Raw genomic sequence first — 16,970 nt, 5'->3', positions numbered from 1 at the left:
GGGTGCGGAAGTTCGAGGGCGGCCCGCTGGAGCGGGGCGCGCGGACTTCATCTGCGGGCAGCACCGTCCGGCCCGGCGCACATGCACCGAGCGGGTGTCCCGGAGGCCCGCCTCAGGCGGCCGGGGGCGGAAGAACGAGCGTGGACGGCATGACCGGCACCTTAGGCGGACGTGCGGTGCCCGGACAACTCCCGGTCCGGGCCGCCGGCGGCCACCGGCTCCACGGCGCCCTTGGCCGGAGTGGAGGACTGGGCGATGAAGGCGCCGACGAGCACGACCGCGCCGCCGGCGATCTGTGGTGCCGAGAGGTGCTCGCCGAGCAGCACCCAGGCCAGCACGGTCGCGACGACCGCCTCCAGGCAGGCGACGACACCGGCGACCTGCGGCGACAGCCGCCGGACCGAGAGCACGCCGGTCACGTACGCGACGACCGTCGCGATCAACACGATCCAGGCCAGTAGGGCGACGGCGGGTACGGCGGTGCCGTTCAGGTCCGCCGAGCCGGCCAGCACCGACCAGCGCATGTTCCAGGGGCGGGCCACCACGGTCAGGACGGCGGAGCCGACGAGCAGTCCGTACGCGATGACGCCGAGCGGGTCCGGCGCCTCGTCGCCCGCGTCGCTGCCCTGGTCGGCCAGGACGAAATAGCCGACCTGGCAGCAGGCGGCGGCCAGCGCGAGCAGCAGACCGAGCGCGTCGAAGCTCAGCCCCGACCAGATCTCCACCACACAGGCGAGGCCGCCGGCCGCGAGGACCACGCCGAGCGCGGCGGCACGCGTCACGGGCCGCCGCTGCACGAACCGCACCCAGCCGAGCACCAGGGCCGGCGCCAGATACTCGACGAGCAGCGCCACGCCCACCGGAATGCGCGAGAGCGCGGCGAAGTAGCAGGCCTGGACACCGGCGACGGCGAGCAGCCCGAACCCGGCGAGCAGCGCGGGACGGCGGCGCGGCAGGGACCGGTGGCGTACGGCGAGCGGCAGCATGACCAGGGCGGCGCCGGTCGCCCGCAGCCACACCACATGGAGCGGGTCGAGTCCCGCCTCGATCAGCGGCTTCGCGGCCACACCGGACCCGCCGAAGGCGAGCGCCGACACGAGCGCGAGACCGAGCCCGGCGCCCTTGCCGCTGCCGCCTTGACTGCTCTCAGACATCTGCACCGGCACATGATGACAGGCGACGACATGAGCGTCACGCCTCTTGACACCTGTCTCAGGGGATGGACTTCACCTCGTGCGGGTCCGGTACGTCAGCAGCTCCCGCCGCTGTCGCCCGCGTACTCCTCGGTGCCGGTCTCGATCCGGTCGTGGAGGTCGCGCGCGGGGATGCCGGCGCGTTCGAGGACCTCGACGGCGCGGGAGCCGGGGTCCGCGGTGAGTGCGGCCAGCAGGTCGGTACCGGCGGGCCGGGGTTCGCCGCGGCGGCGGGCGCGCCCACGCGCGGCGGCCATGGCGGCGGCCGCGGCGGGCGACCAGGCCGGGGCGTCCCTGCCGTCCCGGCCACCGGCACCCACCGGGGCGGCTACGACGGCGATCGCGCCGGAGTCCTCCACGCTGCCCTGCCAGCGCAGCCCGTAGCCGATGCTGCGCTGCACGAGGTAGCCGAACAGCCGGGCGAGCCGCTGCGGGTCACCGACGGCGGCGCGGACCTCGGGGTCGTGCTCCAGGAGGGAGTGCAGCAGGTGGGCGGTGTCGATCTGGCGGTCCCCGTCCCGGACGGCCCTGCGGCGGGCACCGGCGACCACCGCTGCCGGCTCGGCACCGAGCGCTGCATCGTCGTCCGTGTGCGGAACGGCCTCGTCATGGGCGCCGCCGCGGGTAGTACGGGGTTGCACATCCCCTACCTCATCAGCCTCAACGGCCCGAGTCATCCGCGAGCGGAACCATCTTCGCGTCCCACACAGAGTGGACATCGCCGGCCGGGATCTCATCCTTACGGAGGAGATTCGGCCGGTACGGAAAAGCTCGGGCCGATCCGACCCGAAGGGCGTGTGCCGCCCTGCCGTGCGCCCTGAAGGCAACCGTCGCACATCCGCGCACGTCCACCCCGGATGTGGAGAGCGTGCGCGAGTGCTGGCTTGTGGCGCTGCCGGCGGTCGACGGGAAGCAGTACGTGTACCGGGTGTACGCGCCACAGGACGCCCTGCTCGCCGACCTGTTCTGGGAGGCCTGGCACTGCCACGACGAGAGTGCCTTCCCACGCGCGTGGGACCTGTTCGACGCTGCCTTGATACGGCGCGTGTGCTGATCCGTGGCCTGGGGCGGGGATGTCTGACGGTTCATCAGTATTGAATGTTCGCGCCCCTGAGGCTACGTTCCGCGACACCGTAGCCCGATACGCCCGATCCGAAGGGGTGGCCCCATGGCCGAAGTCAGCGCGGAGGCACGCATCCAGGCACCGGCCGAGAAGGTGTGGGCCCAGCTCACCGACTGGCCGTCGTACGGGGCGTGGAACGCGACCCACACCAGCTTCCCCAAGGGCGGCCCGCAGACACTGGCCGTGGGTGGGACGTTCCAGGAGAACATGAAGCTGATGGGCTTCCCGGCGGAGGTCGACTGGACCGTCGAGGAGCTGGAACCGGCGCGGGTGCTCGCCATCCGCGGCAAGGGCCCGATGGCGGTCACCGTCGCCACCCGCTACACCCTCACCCCCGACGGGGACGCCACGACGGTCCGCATCGACGGCGAGTTCACCGGCGCCGCGGTGTCGCTGATGGCGGGCAAGCTCAAGGACTCGGCGACGGCCGCCCTGAACGAGTCGCTGCGCAAACTGGCCGGCCTGGTCGCCTGAGCCCGGTCGGGCCCGGGCAGGCGGAAGCGCCCCGCGCGGTTCACCGCACGGGGCGCTTCCACGGCCCGCCTACGAGACTCAGTGCTCGTCGGCGAGGATCAGATACAGCTTCTTGCGGGCGTCGTTGATGACGGCGAGCGCCTTCTCGCGCTGCTCCTTGGTACCGGTCTTCCAGACCTGCCCGAAGGCTTCCATGAGCCCGAAGCCGGCCTGCCGGATCTCCCCGAGCGCCTCCCAGTCGACCCCGCGCGAAGCCTCCTCCCAAGGGGCGTCCGGCCCCTCGTCGGCGGCGGACCGGCCGCTCTCCGAGAGAGCGAACAGCTTCTTGCCGCCCTCGCTCTCACTGGCGATCAGGCCCTCGTCCTCCAACAGCTGGAGCGTGGGGTAGACCGAGCCGGGGCTGGGCTTCCACGCGCCGCCGCTGCGCTCGGCGATCTCCTGGATCATCTCGTAGCCGTGCATCGGCCGGTCCTTGAGCAGGGCCAGGATCGAGGCCCGCACGTCACCGCGCCGGGCCCGTCCCCTCGGGCCGCCACGCCCCCGGGGTCCCCAGGGGCCAGGCCCGAACCCGGGTCCGCCGGGGCCGAACCCCGGACCACCCGGACCGAACGGTCCGAAGGCGGCCCGACGGCCGTCGAAACCACCCATACCGCGACGACCGGGGCCCTCGTGCCGATGCCCATGCTCGTATCCGTGGTTACGCATGGCGATCACTCCATTCCATCGTTGATCTGTCACGTCTGCATCGCGTATCGTTCGCGATGGCTCAACGATATATCGGAACCGATCGCATGACAATCCCCTTCCGGCAGGGGTCCGTCCCGCTCTCACTCAAGCGGTGCGGGGTGTCGCGGTACGGGAATCGGGCCAGGGTTCGCGAATTGGCCTTGGTCCGGTGCGCGGCGCGGCCGCTAGCGTCGGCGTCATGCGTATTCGAATCGTGGACGCCTTCACCGACCGCCCCTTCGCCGGCAACCCGGCCGGAGTCCTGCTCCTGGACGACGTGTTCCCGGACGACGACTGGCTCCAGGACGTCGCCATGGAGGTCAACCACGCCGAGACGGCGTTCGCGCACCGGCTGCCGGAGGGCGGCGGGGCGGACTGGGCGTTGCGCTGGTTCACGCCCGCAGCCGAGGTCGCGATGTGCGGGCACGCCACGCTCGCCACGGCCCACGTCCTGCACACCACCGAAGCGCACGCGGGCCCGGTGCGGTTCGCCACCCGCAGCGGCGTGCTCATCGCCACGCCCGCCGCCGACGGTTCGATCACCCTCGACTTCCCGACCGCCCCGCTCACCCCGGCCGAAGTCCCGGCCGGGATCGCCGAGGCGCTCGGCGCCGAGCCGGCGGTCGCCTTCGACACCGGGCCGAACGTCGGCGACCTGTTGGTGGAACTGGCCGACGAGAAGACGGTGCTGGGGCTCGCCCCGGACCACAAGGCCCTCGGCGCGTACTCCTCACGGGGCATCATCGCCACCGCCCGCGCAGCGGACCCCGCCCTCGGCTACGACTTCGTCTCGCGCTGCTTCTTCCCGAACGTCGGCATCGACGAGGACCCGGTCACCGGCTCCGCCCACACCGCGCTCGCCCCGCACTGGTCCGCCCGGCTCGGCCGCGACGACCTCACGGGGCTCCAGGCCTCCCGCCGTACCGGCCTGGTCCGCACCGCTCTGCGCGGCGATCGCACGCTGCTCACCGGCCGCGCGGTCACGGTCATCGAGGGCGAGCTGCGGGCCTGAGCGGCGGGTCCGCCGGTGCTCAGGCCGTCGGCAGCCAGCCCACCTTGCCCGCGAGGAGGGCGTAGCCGACGAAGGCGCCGATGTCGAGCAGGGAGTGCGCGACGACCAGGGGACCGACGCGCCCCCAGCGGCGGTACAGGTACACGAACACCACGCCCATCACCATGTTGCCGATGAAGCCGCCGATGCCCTGGTAGAGGTGGTAGGAGCCGCGCAGGACCGCGCTGGCCACCAGTGCGGTCCCCGGGGTCCAGCCCAACTGGCCGAGCCTGCGCAGCAGGTAGCCGACGACGATGACCTCTTCGAGGACCGCGTTCTGTACGGCGCTCAGGATCAGCACGGGGAATTTCCACCACACGTCGGGCAGCGCCTCGGGCACGACCGTGAGGTTGAAGCCCAGACCCCGGGCCGCCAGGTAGAAGGCGATGCCGGTGCTGCCGATCACCGCGGCGATGCCTGCGCCCCGGGCCAGGTCGAGCCGCGGCCTGGTGCGGTCGAAGCCCAGCGTGCGCAGGCTGCCGCCCTCGCGCAGGAGGAGATGGGCGACCAGGGCCACGGGGACCAGCGCGCTGGCGATGCCGAAGAGCTGCCAGGCGAGGTCGAGCCAGGGGCGGCCGGGCGCGGCCGACGCGTTGAGGGTGGCCGCCTGGTCCTTGAGGCCGCCCGGCTTGGTCACCGAGCCGACGAAGCTGATCAGCGCCGAGACCCCGCTCGCCCCCAGCGACAGCCCGAGGACGAGCAGCGTCTCGTCCCGCAGGATGCGCCGCGGGTCACGCTCGCGCACCCCGGAGTCCGCCACCGAGTCAGCCTCCACCTGCACCCCTGCCTCCCGTCGGCTCACGGGCCCCACGGGCCCGCCTTCGCCCGCAAGGATCGCAGAAGGAGATGTGGGACCAGAACCGTCCCCGCCGCAAGGCCACGCACCCACGCCGGCACGGACCGACACCCACCCCACAGCACTGCCCCGCGCCCACCACGCCGCTCAGCCCCCGAACCCCCCACCGCAACCCCGCTCACCCGCCACGCCACGAACCGCCGGTCCGCACGGCGTTCACCCCACGTCGGCCAAGCCCAGCGGAGCGACCGGCTCCGGTAGGCCCACGGGCCAGGTGTGTACCGGCTCGCCCCTCTGCATCAGCTCGGCGTACCTCCGCGTCGTGGCGGCCAGCGCGGACTCACGGGTCAGGCCCTGCTCCAACGCCCTGTGGAACGTGGCCGCCTGCCAGGACGCCCCGTTGACCCGGCGCCGGCAGCGCTCCTCGATGACGCCCAGGTAGAGGTCCCGGTCGGCGGCCTCGACACCCCACGCGTCCAGCCCGGCCGAGGCCAGCGGCAGCAGTTCGTCGCGGACCAGGGTGACCGCGTCGACCTCGCCCGTACCGCCGTAGCGTGCGCGCCGGGGCCACACGAACCGCGCGTCGATGCCGTGCCGGCACGCGGCGTCGAAGTTGGCCTCGGCCGCGGCGAACGGCAGCCGGGTCCACACCGGGCGGCTCTCCTCCGCGAGCGCGCGGACCAGGCCGTAGTAGAAGGCCGCGTTGGCGATCACGTCGGTGACGGTCGGTCCGGCCGGCAGCACCCGGTTCTCCACCCTCAGGTGGGGTACGCCGTCGGCGATGCCGTACACCGGCCGGTTCCAGCGGTAGATCGTGCCGTTGTGCAGCACGAGTTCGGCGAGTCTGGGCGTGCCCCCGGCATCGAGGACGTCCAGTGGCTCCTCGTCGTCGCAGATCGGCAGGACGGACGGGAAGAAGCGCAGGTTCTCGGCGAACAGTTCGTACGCGGAGGTGATCCAGCGCTCACCGAACCAGGTACGCGGCCGCACCCCCTGCGCCTGGAGTTCGGGCGGGCGGGTGTCGGTGGACTGCAGGAACAGCGGCGGCCGGGACTCGCGCCACAACTCGTGCCCGAACAGGAACGGCGAGTTGGCGCCGACGGCGATCTGCGCGGCGCACGCCACCTGAGCCGCGTTCCACACGTCGGCGAACCGGGCCGGGGTGACCTGGAGATGCAGTTGTACGGAGGTGCACGCGGCCTCGGGGACGATCGACTTCGCCGTGCGGACGAGGTGCTCCACGCCCTCGATGTCGAGCCGGAAGTCCTCCCCTCGCGCGGCCACGATCTGGTCGTTGAGCAGGGCGTAGCGGTCGACCTCGGAGAGGTTGGCGGAGACCAGGTCGTCCGGGCCGAGCGTGGGCAGGATGCCGATCATGACGATGCCGGCGTCCACCTCGCGGGCCTTGCGGTCGGCGTACGCGAGGGAGGTGCGCAGTTCCTCGGCGAGCCGGTCGAATACCCGGCCGCCCAATCGGTGTGGGGCTATGTTGACTTCCAGGTTGAACATGGCGAGTTCTGTTTGGAAATCACGGCTCGCGATGCGTTCCAGCACCTGACCGTTCAACATTTTCGGCATGCCGTCGGCTCCGGCGAGATTCAATTCTATCTCGACCCCCATGAGATTCTTGGGGCGATCGAATCGCTTCTCCACCAGCAGTCGCTCCAGTCCCGTCAGGCACTTCTGGAGCTTTTCGCGGTAGCGCTGGCGATCGGACAGGTCGAACTGCCCGGCCACGACCTTCTCCCCCATCGAAGTGTCCCTTCTCGGCTGGGCGGACCGACGTTACGGCCGCCGGGCTCCCTGGTGCAGGGGGGATGATGCCCAGCGGAAGCGATCGATAACGTCCCGCCCGGGCCCGACGCGCGCTACTCTGTCGGATTGTTCCCAGGGGCATTTTCACCAGGCATGCTTCACCCCGTCCCACCGGGTTCCCTGAACACCTCGTGAAAAACGCCGACGACATTCGGCCGACCCCCATCGGCGTGTATTCCGAGGTCAGCGGCGAGGAACCGTCCGGGAACCGGGAGGAGTGCCGCACATTGGCGACGCATTCATGCCTTGCGCAGCTCACCGAAATGGGATAGACGAAACAACGGCCGAACACGCGTCGTATAAACTTCGCCCACAAGGCAGAAGGTTGACGCCCTCGGTCCTGGTTCCTGCCATGTTCCTGCCGCCGCGGTGACCGGTGGCAGACCGAGCCGCACGCATGTTCACCGAACCGGCCGCCACCCTTCCGGCCTTTCCGTGAGCAGACAGCGCCGTCCGCCCCACCCCTCCTCGCGCCGCCGCGCCTGTCGAATGAGAGAGGCGACCCACATGCCGCTGCACGTGCCCCCTGCCCCCGCGCCCGCCCTGCGCTCCGTCCTCGCCGCCCTCGGTTCTCCCACCGCGGTCCGCGAGGCCCGTACCCCTTCCCTGCGCGCCGCGCAGGGCCCGGCAATACCCGAACTCCCGCTGCCCGTCCACGTGCTGGACAGCATCACCGCACAGGGCCTGTCCGCGACCCGGCTGGCCGGCTGGCGCTTCCTGATCCGCTGCGGCGACCGGGCGGTGGCCGCGGCCGAGACCATGCTCACCCCCGACGGCTGGGCCTTCTCGCACTTCTTCGAGGGCCCCTACGTCACCTCGACCGAACGCGCGATGCAGCAGGCCGAGGCGCTGCAACAGCCGTACCAGGCACGGCTGTTGTCCGTGCCCGGGCTGTACATGCTCACGCTGTGGCTGCACGGCGACACCACGGCCGACGGCACCGAGGGGCACCCGGACGGCACCGATCTGCTCGTTCCGCTGGCCCCGGCCCCGCCCGGCATCCCGACGCACCGACCGTTCCGGGTCGCCGAACTGCTGCCGGTGCTGACCCAGCGCGCCACACCGCTGCCGCTGCTCGGCCCGCCCGTGCTCGGCTCGCCCGCCTGACCGGACCACTCCGCCGTCTCCCGTGCACCCCGCCGCCCGCACAGGGCGGCGGGGTGCACCCGTGCCAGCGGCCTGGCCTGCATGGGCTAGCCCTATCCGACCATTGCGAACCACCCAAAGGGACAGTGCACTTGGGCTGAACCGTCCGCGCGGGTAGCGCGTCATCAACCTGTGAGAAACGGTGCCGCGAAATCCCTGCGGAATGACGCCCGGAGGGCAACACTGGGTTCCGACCGACTTATCACCACGGGGGGACGGCCATGACCACGACAGAGCGAGAGATCCCACCCATGTGCCAGCACCAGCCGCCGTGTCCGACAGCAGAGTCCGCCGACCGGGAGTCCGCCCGTCTCGTGGCGCACCACCCGGAGCAGGGCTGGAGTCTGCTGTGCAACGGCGTCCTGCTCTTCGAGGACACCGGTGAGCTGCTGCCCGACGGCCGGATCATCGACCCGCACCGCCCGCCCGGTGCGGAGCAGGTGATGACCGCCGCCTGAGCGGAGCGAGCACGAGCGACCCGAGGGGCCGGCCGCACCACCGCGTGCGCACCGGCCCCGACCTGTGCCCGGGGGCGGCCACGGGCCGTAGCCGGGCGCTGGCGCAGCGCGTCCCGCAGTGCCTGGTACGCCGGCTTGGGGTTCAGCTGCTCGTCCCACGGCAGGGCGGCGCCCTCGCCCGGGAAGACGGCCGGGATCCAGGAGTATTTGTCCGTGTAGTCCCAGATGGTCACACCGACGCACCGGCGTACGGCCAGGCAGGCCTCGATCAGTTGCCCGTACCAGTTCGCCTGTTCGGCCAGCTTCTCCTCGGTCACGGGCAGTTGCATCCGTACGTCGGCTTCGGTGAGCGCGGTGTCCAGGCCGAGGCCGGAGAAGCGGCTCAGGTTGTCCGGCAGGGTGGTGGGATAGCCGTACTGGAGCGCCAGATGGGTCTGGAAACCGATGCTGTCGAGCGGCACTCGCCGGGGATCTGCCGGAAGAAGCCGCGCAGGACGATAATGGTCATCGGCAGCCCGAACGCGGCCTGCGGCAGGATCACGCCCAGCGGGTTGTCCAGGAGGTCCATCGAGCGCAGCAGCAGGAACAGCGGCAGCGCCGCGACCGCGAACGGGGACATCAGCCCCATCGTGAACAGCGTGAACAGCAGTTCCCGGCCGCGGAAGGCGAAGCGCGCGAAGGAGAACGCGGCGAGCGCGGAGACCGCGACGACGATGACCGTCGTACCGACGGCGATCAGCGTGCTGTTGCCGACCAGCCGCCAGAAGGAGCCCGAGCCGAGGATGTCGCCGTAGTGCGAGAACACCCAGGGCCGGGGAAGCCCGACGGGGTTGTGCCGACGCTCGCGGCCTGCCCGGTCGGGGTGGAGGTACGAGGCGCCCAGAAGGCCCTTCTGGAACGGCTGGAGATCCACCAGGTCCTTCACATGCTGTCCGGCCGACACGAACCCGGAGCCGGTGAAGTCCTTGCTTTCCCCGGCCTTCCGGAGCGCGTCGACACCGGCGGTGCGCATCGCCAGACAGGCCCAGTAGTACATACCGGGCCACTTCTCCTTGCCCGCGAGGGCGAGCGGGGTGACACCGGCGGACTTGAGCTTCCGTACGGCGTCCAGGAATCCGCTCCACGCGGTCGGAGGCGCACCGATCCCGGCCTTCTTGAAGAGTGCCTTGTTGTACCAGAAGCCGACCATGCCGATGTCGAACGGGATGCCGTACTGCTTGCCGTCCAGGAGGTACGGCTGCCGCGCCACCGGCAGCATGCCGCCGGCCCAGGCCTTCGTGCTGTCGGTGAGGTCCTCGACGAGCCCGGCGCCGACCTGCTGCTCCAGGACGCCGCCGCCCCAGGTGTGGAAGATGTCCGGCAGCTTCCCGGAGGCGGCCAGCGCGGCCATCTTCGACTTGTAGGCCTCGTTCTCCAACTGGACGATCTTTATCCTGACCTTGGGATTCCGTGCCTCGAACTGCTTGGCCAACCCGGCCCAGACGTCCTTGGCCGGGTTGGTCGTGGAGATGTTCCACCATTCGATCGAGGTCGTCCCCGAGGACGACCCTCCGTCCGAGTCGCCGCCGCAGCCGCCGAGTGCGGTCATACCGAGACCGGCAGCGACGGAGGCCGCGGCGGGACAGTGCAGGGTCGCCCATCATGCGCTCCTTCGAAACTTTCGGAGTTGCCGTGGAGAGGGTTCCGACTGAGAGTGCGGGGGCCATCAAAGAGCGATCGAAGGCCGCCGGAGCATTCACCGCATCCCGGTGGGCCGAAACATTTGACTAAAACCCCGAACGTTCCTAACCGCGACTCCAGAAAGGGGCGTGAGGAGCGTCAAGGTGTCGTGCACGAGGTCGCGGGCGCGCAGTCGGACCAGTCGAAGGCCGCACGGCCCTCGGTGACGTACATCCCGAGGACACGACCGGTGAATCCGGTGGCCACTTCGGTGGACGGATAGCGGCCGTCCAGTTCGGCTTCCCACCCCGACCCGAGCGTCTGCCGGGCCGGACTGTCGGTCCGGCTGGACGAGGGGCATCACCACGACCTGGAGGTGGCCTGGGGAACGGCGGCCGTGCTCGCCCGGATCGGCCCGCTGCACGAGCGCGTCGCCGAACATCCCGTACCGGCGGGCCCGGTCACGCCGGCCGTCGACATCCGCGCGAACCGGCACCCGAAACCGCGGGGATGACGGGGTTCCCGCAGGCCCGCACGGCTCGCCCCTCAGGCCGTCCGAAAGTTTCGATGGTGGAGCCGAATCCCAGTCGCGGGGCGGCGGGTCGGAGGGACGGGAAAACCCGTGGGGACGCGGAGAACCGCGCCCGCCCCGGCTGGTCGAATCGCCCGTGCGGGGGTGGGATGGAAGGAAGCAAGGGCCTTGCAGGCGGGAACGTCCGCGCGCATCACCCGGCGTCGCCCGCCAGGACGCGAGGAGCGGTGGAGCGATGTCCGGTTACGACGCCTCGGTAGCGGCGCGGGTGGTGGTCGGTGTGAGCGGCTCCCTGGGCAGCGTCACGGCCCTGCGGCGGGCCACCGCGGTGGCCCGCCGCCTGGGAGCGGAGTTGTGGCCGGTGCTGGCCTGGGAGCCGCCCGGCGGTGACCCTGCCGCGCGCCGCTCCCCGGCGGGCGGTCTGCTGGTCGAGGAGTGGCAGCGGCTGGCCGGACAGCGGTTGGCCGCGGTGCTCGACGAGATCTTCGGCGGGGACGGCCCCGGGGTGCCCATGTGCGCCGTCGTCGTCCGCGGCGCCCCGGGTCCCGCGCTGGTGGCTACCGCGGACCGCGAGGACGACGTCCTGGTCGTGGGCGCGGGACGGCGCGGACTGCACCGCGCCTTCTCCGGCCGCGTCTCCCGGCACTGCCTGGCCCACGCGATCTGCCCGGTTCTCGCGGTGCCCCCGTCCCCGCTCCAGTCCGAGCTGCTGTCCGTCCACCGGCGGAACACATGGCACCTGCGCATGGACATCCGGCGCCTGTGAGCGCGGCCGCGCATCCGGCACCGGTGAGCCCGGCCGGGCCTGCGCCACCGGGGAGGGCGGCCCGGCCGCCGCCGGCCGGAGCGGCGCGGCCTCCGCCACCGATCGGCGCGGCCCTGGAGGCGGCGGACCGTGGTCACGCACCGTGGTCACGCGCCGGGTCGACGGGCCGTCGTCGGGCACCGCGACGCCGTCAGGAAACCGCCCCGTCGCCGTCAGGACACCGCCAAGACAGCACACCGGGCCACGACCGCGAACCGACGACATGGCACGCCACCCGCATGACCGTGTTCCAGGCCGGAACCCCGGCCGGCGCTTCTTGATGCGCCGCGGGTACCCGCGGGTCATTCTTAACGCAAGCTTGACGCCCACCGAGTCGAGATCCATGGGCCCAGACGTCACTCTCCGCTTACGCTGGTGCGGCCGTCCGCGTGATGGCCGGAAAGAGCTGAGCCGCACACAGGAGCACGCCGATGGCCACGACCGAACACCCCCCTCCCAGTCGTTTGCGCGCCTGGATGCTGGAGGGGCTGTCCGACATGGGCAAGCACGGCGGCCACACGGGTCCCCACGCCCAGCCGGAGCCCGAGCACAAGGGCCAGCGCTGGTGGCGCGTGATGTGCCTGACCGGTGTCGACTACTTCTCCACCCTCGGCTACCAGCCGGGCATCGCGGCGCTCGCGGCCGGACTGCTGGGCCCGATCGCGACCATCGTCCTCGTCATCGTCACCCTCGCCGGCGCGCTCCCGGTGTACCGCCGGGTCGCCGAGGAGAGCCCGCACGGCGAGGGCTCGATCGCCATGCTGGAGCGGCTGCTGTCCTTCTGGCAGGGCAAACTCTTCGTGCTCACGCTGCTCGGCTTCGCCGCCACCGACTTCCTCATCACCATCACCCTCTCGGCCGCCGACGCCTCCACCCACCTGGTGGAGAACCCGCATCTGACCGAGTTCCTGCACGGCCGGCAGATGGTGATCACCCTGATCCTGGTGGCGCTGCTCGGCGCGGTGTTCCTCAAGGGCTTCCTGGAGGCGATCGGCGTCGCGACCGCGCTGGTCGGCATCTACCTCGCGCTGAACGTCGTCGTCGTGATCGTCGGCCTGTACCACGTGGTCACCGCGGGACACGTCATCACCGACTGGTCCAGCGCACTGACCGCGCAGCACGGCAACGTCTTCGTCATGATCGGCCTGGCGCTGATCGTCTTCCCCAAACTCGCGCTCGGCCTCTCCGGCTTCGAGACCGGCGTCGCCGTCATGCCGCACGTCCAGGGCGACCCGGACGACACCGAGGAGAAGCCGACCGGCCGGATCCGGGACACGAAGAAGCTGCTCACCACGGCCGCGCTGATCATGAGCTGCTTCCTGATCACCTCCAGCTTCATCACCACGCTGCTCATCCCGGAGAGCGCCTTCAAGACCGGGGGCCCGGCCAACGGACGCGCGCTCGCCTACCTCGCCCACGAGTACCTCGGCAACGCCTTCGGCACGGTCTACGACGTCTCGACCATCGCGATCCTGTGGTTCGCCGGCGCCTCGGCCATGGCCGGCCTGCTCAATCTGATGCCGCGCTACCTGCCCCGCTACGGCATGGCCCCGCACTGGGCCCGCGCCGTGCGCCCGATGGTCATCGTCTTCACCCTCATCGCCTTCCTGGTCACCTGGCTCTTCGACGCCAACGTCGACGCGCAGGGCGGCGCCTACGCCACCGGTGTACTGGTGCTCATCACCTCCGCGGCGATCGCGGTCACCATCGCGGCGCGCAAGGCCGGACAGCGCAAGTGGACCATCGGGTTCGGCGTGATCGCGGCGGTGTTCGTGTACACGACCGTCGTGAACGTCATCGAGCGCCCGGACGGTGTGAAGATCGGTGCCTGCTTCATCGTCGGCATCATCCTGGTCTCGCTGCTCTCCCGGCTGGCCCGCGCCTTCGAGCTGCGCGTCACCAGCGTGACGTTCGATCCTCTGGCGGAACGATTCATCCGGGACATGGCCAGCCGGAAGATACGGTTCATCGCCAACGAGCCCGGTCACCGCGACAAGGCCGAGTACCGCGACAAGATCGAGCAGATCCGCGCCGACAACGACATGCCGGAGCAGGAGGACTTCGTCTTCGTCGAGGTCACGGTCACCGACCCGTCCGAGTTCGAAGCGAGCCTGACCGTGTGCGGCGAGGTCCTGCACGGCCGCTACCGGGTGCTGACCCTGGAGTCCGCGTCCATCCCGAACGCCCTGGCCGCGCTCCTCCTCCACGTCCGTGACATGACGAACTGCACCCCGCACATGTACTTCGAGTGGACCGAGGGCAACCCGTTCGCCAACTTCCTGCGCTTCTTCCTCTTCGGCCAGGGCGAGGTCGCCCCGGTCACCCGAGAGGTACTGCGCGAGGCGGAACCGAACCGGAGCCGCCGGCCGCGGGTGCACACCGGCTGAGGCGGGACACGCCGCGGACGGACGCGTCGGGACAGGGGCGCGCGGCGCGTCCTACCTGCCGAACCAGCGCCTGGGCGGCCGTACCTCCAGCCGCCCCATGCCGAGCCGCCCCCGTATCTCCACGCGGAGCACGACCGGCGCCTCGGGATCGCCGGGCGGCCGGACCTTGGTCTTGACGTAGTCCCTGACCAGGAAGTCGGCGTCCACGAGCACACCGGGCCGGGTGATCAGCCGCAGGGTGCCGCCGCGCATGTCCAGGTCGATGCCCAGCGTGTCGTACGTGATCACCGCGTCGGAGAAGTCCAGGGTCACGTCTCCCCAGGCGGACTCGATCTCCATCCGGCGCGGCACCGCCCAGCCGCCCGCGCGCACGGCCGCCGCGCCCCGCTGCTCGATGCGGGCGATGTCCTTGGCCGGCGCGGACGCCGGAGCCGAAGCCGGTGCGGCGCCCGCCTCCTGCGGCAGGTCTGCCGTGAGGACCGCCAGCTGCCCGAGCGTACGCGCCGACAGCGCGGCCGCGACCCGCTCGTCCAGCTCCTCGGCGGTGAGCCGGCCGTCGCCCGCGGCGGCCGCCAGCACCTCCACCACCCGGTCCCGGTCCGCATGCGAGGCACGCAGCCCCGTCGGCACGTCCGCGTCGACCATGTCGGCCGCCATGCCCTCACCCCGTCTCAGAACGTCCCCGCAGGGATCCACCGTCACGAACTAACGCTATATCGCGTTATACCCAACGGCCAACCCCACGTCCACGGTTCCCTGCGTGTGGCCCTATCGTGACCGGCATGCAGTCCTACACGATCGGCCAGGCGGCGCGGCTGCTCGGCGTGAGCCCGGACACCGCCCGCCGCTGGGCCGACGCGGGCCGGATGGCCACCCATCGCGACGAGGCCGGACGGCGGCTCATCGACGGCAGGGACCTCGCCGCGTTCTCGGTCGAACTGGCCAAGACGGTCGGCGGGGAGGAGGACGCCTCCTACACCTCCGTGCGCAACGCCTTTCCCGGCATCGTCACGGCGATCAAGCTCGGCGACGTCGCCGCCCAGGTGGAGATCCAGGCGGGCCCGCACCGGCTGGTCTCGCTGCTGACGCGGGAGGCCGTAGAGGAACTGGGCCTGGAGGTCGGCATGGAGGCCACCGCGCGCGTGAAGTCCACGAACGTGCACATCGACCGCGTCTGACCCGGGGCCGTCAGCGGCACAGCAGCGCCGCCCACAGGTCGAGCCGGTCCCGCAGCCGGGACAGGTCACGTCCGGTCAGCCGCTCGATCCGCTCCACCCGGTAGTGCACGGTGTTGACGTGCAGATGCAGCGTCTGCGCCGTACGCGCCCAGGATCCGTCGCAGGCGAGGAACGTCTCCAGCGTGCCGAGCAGGACGGCGATGGCGGGCCGGCCGGTCTCCAGCAGCGGACCGAGCACCGTACGGGCGTAGGCGGTGCGCACCTCGGCCGGTACACCGGTGAGCAGGGCGTCCAGGCTGGTGAGGGAGCCGGCGTCGGTGAGCCGGGAGGCGTCGGGCGCGGTGGTCCGGGCCGAGGTGAGGGCGTAACGGGCCTGCGCCAGCGCGCCGCCGAGCCCCTCGGGCCCCGCGGCGGACGTACCGGTGCCGCCGTGCAGCACGACCCCGGGCGCGCAGTCCTCGACCAGCGGCCAGACCTCGTCGGCCCAGCCGGCCGGCACCCCGGACAGCACCGCGAAGGCGCACCCGTCGGGCAACCGTCCCACGGCCGCCGCGACCCCGGACTCGCCCTCCGCGCCGAGCTCCGCTCCGGCACCCCCGCCCCCCGACCGGGCAGGGGCACCGGCCCCCACCGCATGCCCCGCCATCTCCAGCAACGCGCCTTCGGCGAGCGCGCCTTCGTCCAGCCCTGGCTGCCGTGTCCCGGCGTCCGCGACGAGCACCTGGTACGGCCCCGACTCCGGCAGCCCGCACCGCCGTAGCGCCGCCTGCACCGTGCCGTCCTCCCGCGCGTCCCCAGCCGCCAGCAGCGTGCCGAGTTCGTCCGCCGCCCGGAACCCGGCCGAGGGGCGCCGCACGCCGGCCTCCTGGCAGTGCGCGAGCACGGCGGCGACCTCGTGCAGCATGCGCGGCGGGACGCCGTCGGGGTCGGGCACGTACAGCAGCCAGCGCTCGTACGGGGAGATGCCGCCGGCGTCGACGGAGGCGGTCATCCCGGCGCCGTCCGCGGCGAGCGCGACCGCCTCCCGCGCGGGCACCGGCGGTGCGCCCTCGGTGACCGCGACCGTACGGCCCGACGGCGTGAAGACGTATGCGGCGGCTTTACCGAGATGGGCGAAGGCCTCGGCGAGGACGGCGTCCGGTCCGGCCTCCTGGGCGAGCAGCCGGCTCAGCCGCACGCGCGCGTTCTCCGGCAGCGCGTGATGCCGGCTCAACCCGCCCCACTGACGCAGATACACCGTGTCCGTGATCGCCCGGAACATGATGTGCGCCGGCACCCCGGCCACCGGCACGCCATGGCGCACGCACGCCTCGACCAGGTCGTCCGGCACGCTCCCGTGGGTCTCCTCGCCCGCGAGCAGGGCGGCGGCCCCCGCGTCCCGCAGCGCCGAGACGAACCGGTCCGCCTTGCCGGAGCCGCCGTCGGGCGACCACCAGACCAGGCCGCTGAGCACCACCTCGCCGGGCCGGACGAACCGCGCCGGGTCCTCCAGATCCGTGACGGTCACTCCGCTGATTTCGCGCCGCAAGAGGGCGTCCTCCGCCCACAGCAGGCGCAGACCGAGGGAGGTGTCCCCCAGGAGGTGTTCGACGTGCATGTACTGGCTCCTCGTACGGCCGCCGGGCGG

16 protein-coding genes and 3 pseudogenes are annotated in these 16,970 nt (G+C 71.8%); 9 read left to right on the top strand and 10 right to left on the bottom strand.

Annotation, left to right across the window (positions count from 1 at the left end):
• Positions 1-161 precede the first annotated feature (161 nt).
• Positions 162-1,154, bottom strand: a complete 993-nt coding sequence (locus tag ADK64_RS38640; RefSeq protein WP_420713104.1) for an EamA family transporter — start codon at positions 1,152-1,154, stop codon at positions 162-164.
• A gap of 95 nt (positions 1,155-1,249) precedes the next feature.
• Entirely contained in the window at positions 1,250-1,834 is a 585-nt protein-coding gene (locus ADK64_RS38635; RefSeq protein WP_234384899.1) for a Clp protease N-terminal domain-containing protein, read from the bottom strand.
• Between the two features lie 227 nt (positions 1,835-2,061).
• Here ADK64_RS38635 and ADK64_RS45630 point away from each other — a divergent pair, with 227 nt between their 5' ends.
• Both ADK64_RS45630 and ADK64_RS38630 read left to right on the top strand, forming a co-directional pair.
• Positions 2,062-2,247: a hypothetical protein gene (locus ADK64_RS45630; RefSeq protein ID WP_199829847.1), complete on the top strand. Its 186-nt coding sequence runs from the start codon at positions 2,062-2,064 to the stop codon at positions 2,245-2,247.
• Between the two features lie 114 nt (positions 2,248-2,361).
• Positions 2,362-2,790: an SRPBCC family protein gene (locus tag ADK64_RS38630; protein ID WP_053666783.1), complete on the top strand. Its 429-nt coding sequence runs from the start codon at positions 2,362-2,364 to the stop codon at positions 2,788-2,790.
• A gap of 78 nt (positions 2,791-2,868) precedes the next feature.
• Here the strand turns inward: ADK64_RS38630 and ADK64_RS38625 are convergent, their stop codons facing one another.
• A complete protein-coding gene (locus ADK64_RS38625; protein WP_078993138.1) occupies positions 2,869-3,495 on the bottom strand; it encodes a PadR family transcriptional regulator in 627 nt (208 codons plus the stop codon).
• Positions 3,496-3,715: 220 nt separating this feature from the next.
• On the opposite strand from ADK64_RS38625, the gene ADK64_RS38620 reads away from it, so the two are divergent.
• The gene (locus ADK64_RS38620) at positions 3,716-4,528 is read left to right on the top strand and encodes a PhzF family phenazine biosynthesis protein (RefSeq protein WP_053666781.1); all 813 of its coding nucleotides are present in this window, start codon (positions 3,716-3,718) and stop codon (positions 4,526-4,528) included.
• 19 nt (positions 4,529-4,547) lie between these two features.
• Here ADK64_RS38620 and ADK64_RS38615 read toward each other — a convergent pair whose 3' ends face one another.
• Complete coding sequence (locus tag ADK64_RS38615; protein WP_053666780.1) at positions 4,548-5,348, bottom strand: CPBP family intramembrane glutamic endopeptidase; 801 nt, start codon at positions 5,346-5,348, stop codon at positions 4,548-4,550.
• A gap of 231 nt (positions 5,349-5,579) precedes the next feature.
• Positions 5,580-7,115 (bottom strand): hypothetical protein, encoded by a 1,536-nt coding sequence (locus ADK64_RS38610; RefSeq protein ID WP_053666779.1) that lies wholly within the window; start codon positions 7,113-7,115, stop codon positions 5,580-5,582.
• Positions 7,116-7,685: 570 nt separating this feature from the next.
• Between ADK64_RS38610 and ADK64_RS38605 the strand changes: the two genes are divergently transcribed.
• On the top strand, positions 7,686-8,285 hold the full coding sequence (locus ADK64_RS38605) for a hypothetical protein (RefSeq protein ID WP_053666778.1): 600 nt from the start codon (positions 7,686-7,688) through the stop codon (positions 8,283-8,285).
• Between the two features lie 290 nt (positions 8,286-8,575).
• Positions 8,576-8,782, top strand: a complete 207-nt coding sequence (locus tag ADK64_RS48190) for a DUF5999 family protein (protein ID WP_078993114.1) — start codon at positions 8,576-8,578, stop codon at positions 8,780-8,782.
• A gap of 101 nt (positions 8,783-8,883) precedes the next feature.
• On the opposite strand, the pseudogene ADK64_RS48185 reads toward ADK64_RS48190, so the two are convergent.
• The 3 pseudogenes from ADK64_RS48185 to ADK64_RS38595 form a co-directional block, all read right to left on the bottom strand.
• Positions 8,884-9,249: pseudogene (locus tag ADK64_RS48185) on the bottom strand (endo-1,4-beta-xylanase); the annotation flags it as partial.
• Positions 9,222-9,620, bottom strand: a pseudogene (locus ADK64_RS48180) (carbohydrate ABC transporter permease); the annotation flags it as partial. The pseudogenes ADK64_RS48185 and ADK64_RS48180, both read right to left, overlap by 28 nt.
• A pseudogene (locus ADK64_RS38595) lies at positions 9,617-10,422 on the bottom strand (extracellular solute-binding protein); the annotation flags it as partial. The pseudogenes ADK64_RS38595 and ADK64_RS48180, both read right to left, overlap by 4 nt.
• A gap of 395 nt (positions 10,423-10,817) precedes the next feature.
• On the opposite strand from ADK64_RS38595, the gene ADK64_RS44405 reads away from it, so the two are divergent.
• The 3 genes from ADK64_RS44405 (at position 10,818) to ADK64_RS38585 (ending at position 14,165) form a co-directional block, all read left to right on the top strand.
• The gene (locus ADK64_RS44405) at positions 10,818-10,955 is read left to right on the top strand and encodes a hypothetical protein (RefSeq protein WP_234384898.1); all 138 of its coding nucleotides are present in this window, start codon (positions 10,818-10,820) and stop codon (positions 10,953-10,955) included.
• 253 nt (positions 10,956-11,208) lie between these two features.
• Positions 11,209-11,739, top strand: a complete 531-nt coding sequence (locus ADK64_RS38590) for a universal stress protein (RefSeq protein ID WP_053666777.1) — start codon at positions 11,209-11,211, stop codon at positions 11,737-11,739.
• 470 nt (positions 11,740-12,209) lie between these two features.
• Complete coding sequence (locus ADK64_RS38585) at positions 12,210-14,165, top strand: APC family permease (protein ID WP_053666776.1); 1,956 nt, start codon at positions 12,210-12,212, stop codon at positions 14,163-14,165.
• A 51-nt stretch (positions 14,166-14,216) separates the two neighbouring features.
• Here the strand turns inward: ADK64_RS38585 and ADK64_RS38580 are convergent, their stop codons facing one another.
• A complete protein-coding gene (locus tag ADK64_RS38580; protein ID WP_053666775.1) occupies positions 14,217-14,822 on the bottom strand; it encodes a DUF1707 SHOCT-like domain-containing protein in 606 nt (201 codons plus the stop codon).
• Positions 14,823-14,947: 125 nt separating this feature from the next.
• On the opposite strand from ADK64_RS38580, the gene ADK64_RS38575 reads away from it, so the two are divergent.
• Positions 14,948-15,343 carry a TOBE domain-containing protein gene (locus ADK64_RS38575; RefSeq protein ID WP_053667122.1) on the top strand — a complete coding sequence of 132 codons (396 nt, stop codon included), beginning with the start codon at positions 14,948-14,950 and terminating at the stop codon, positions 15,341-15,343.
• Between the two features lie 10 nt (positions 15,344-15,353).
• Here ADK64_RS38575 and ADK64_RS38570 read toward each other — a convergent pair whose 3' ends face one another.
• On the bottom strand, positions 15,354-16,940 hold the full coding sequence (locus ADK64_RS38570) for a helix-turn-helix domain-containing protein (protein ID WP_053666774.1): 1,587 nt from the start codon (positions 16,938-16,940) through the stop codon (positions 15,354-15,356).
• Positions 16,941-16,970 lie beyond the last annotated feature (30 nt).

Source organism: Streptomyces sp. MMG1121, assembly GCF_001280015.1.
GTDB lineage: Bacteria > Actinomycetota > Actinomycetes > Streptomycetales > Streptomycetaceae > Streptomyces.
The sequence above is the reverse complement of the archived record's forward strand: the minus strand, read 5'-3'. Positions and strand labels throughout refer to the sequence as shown.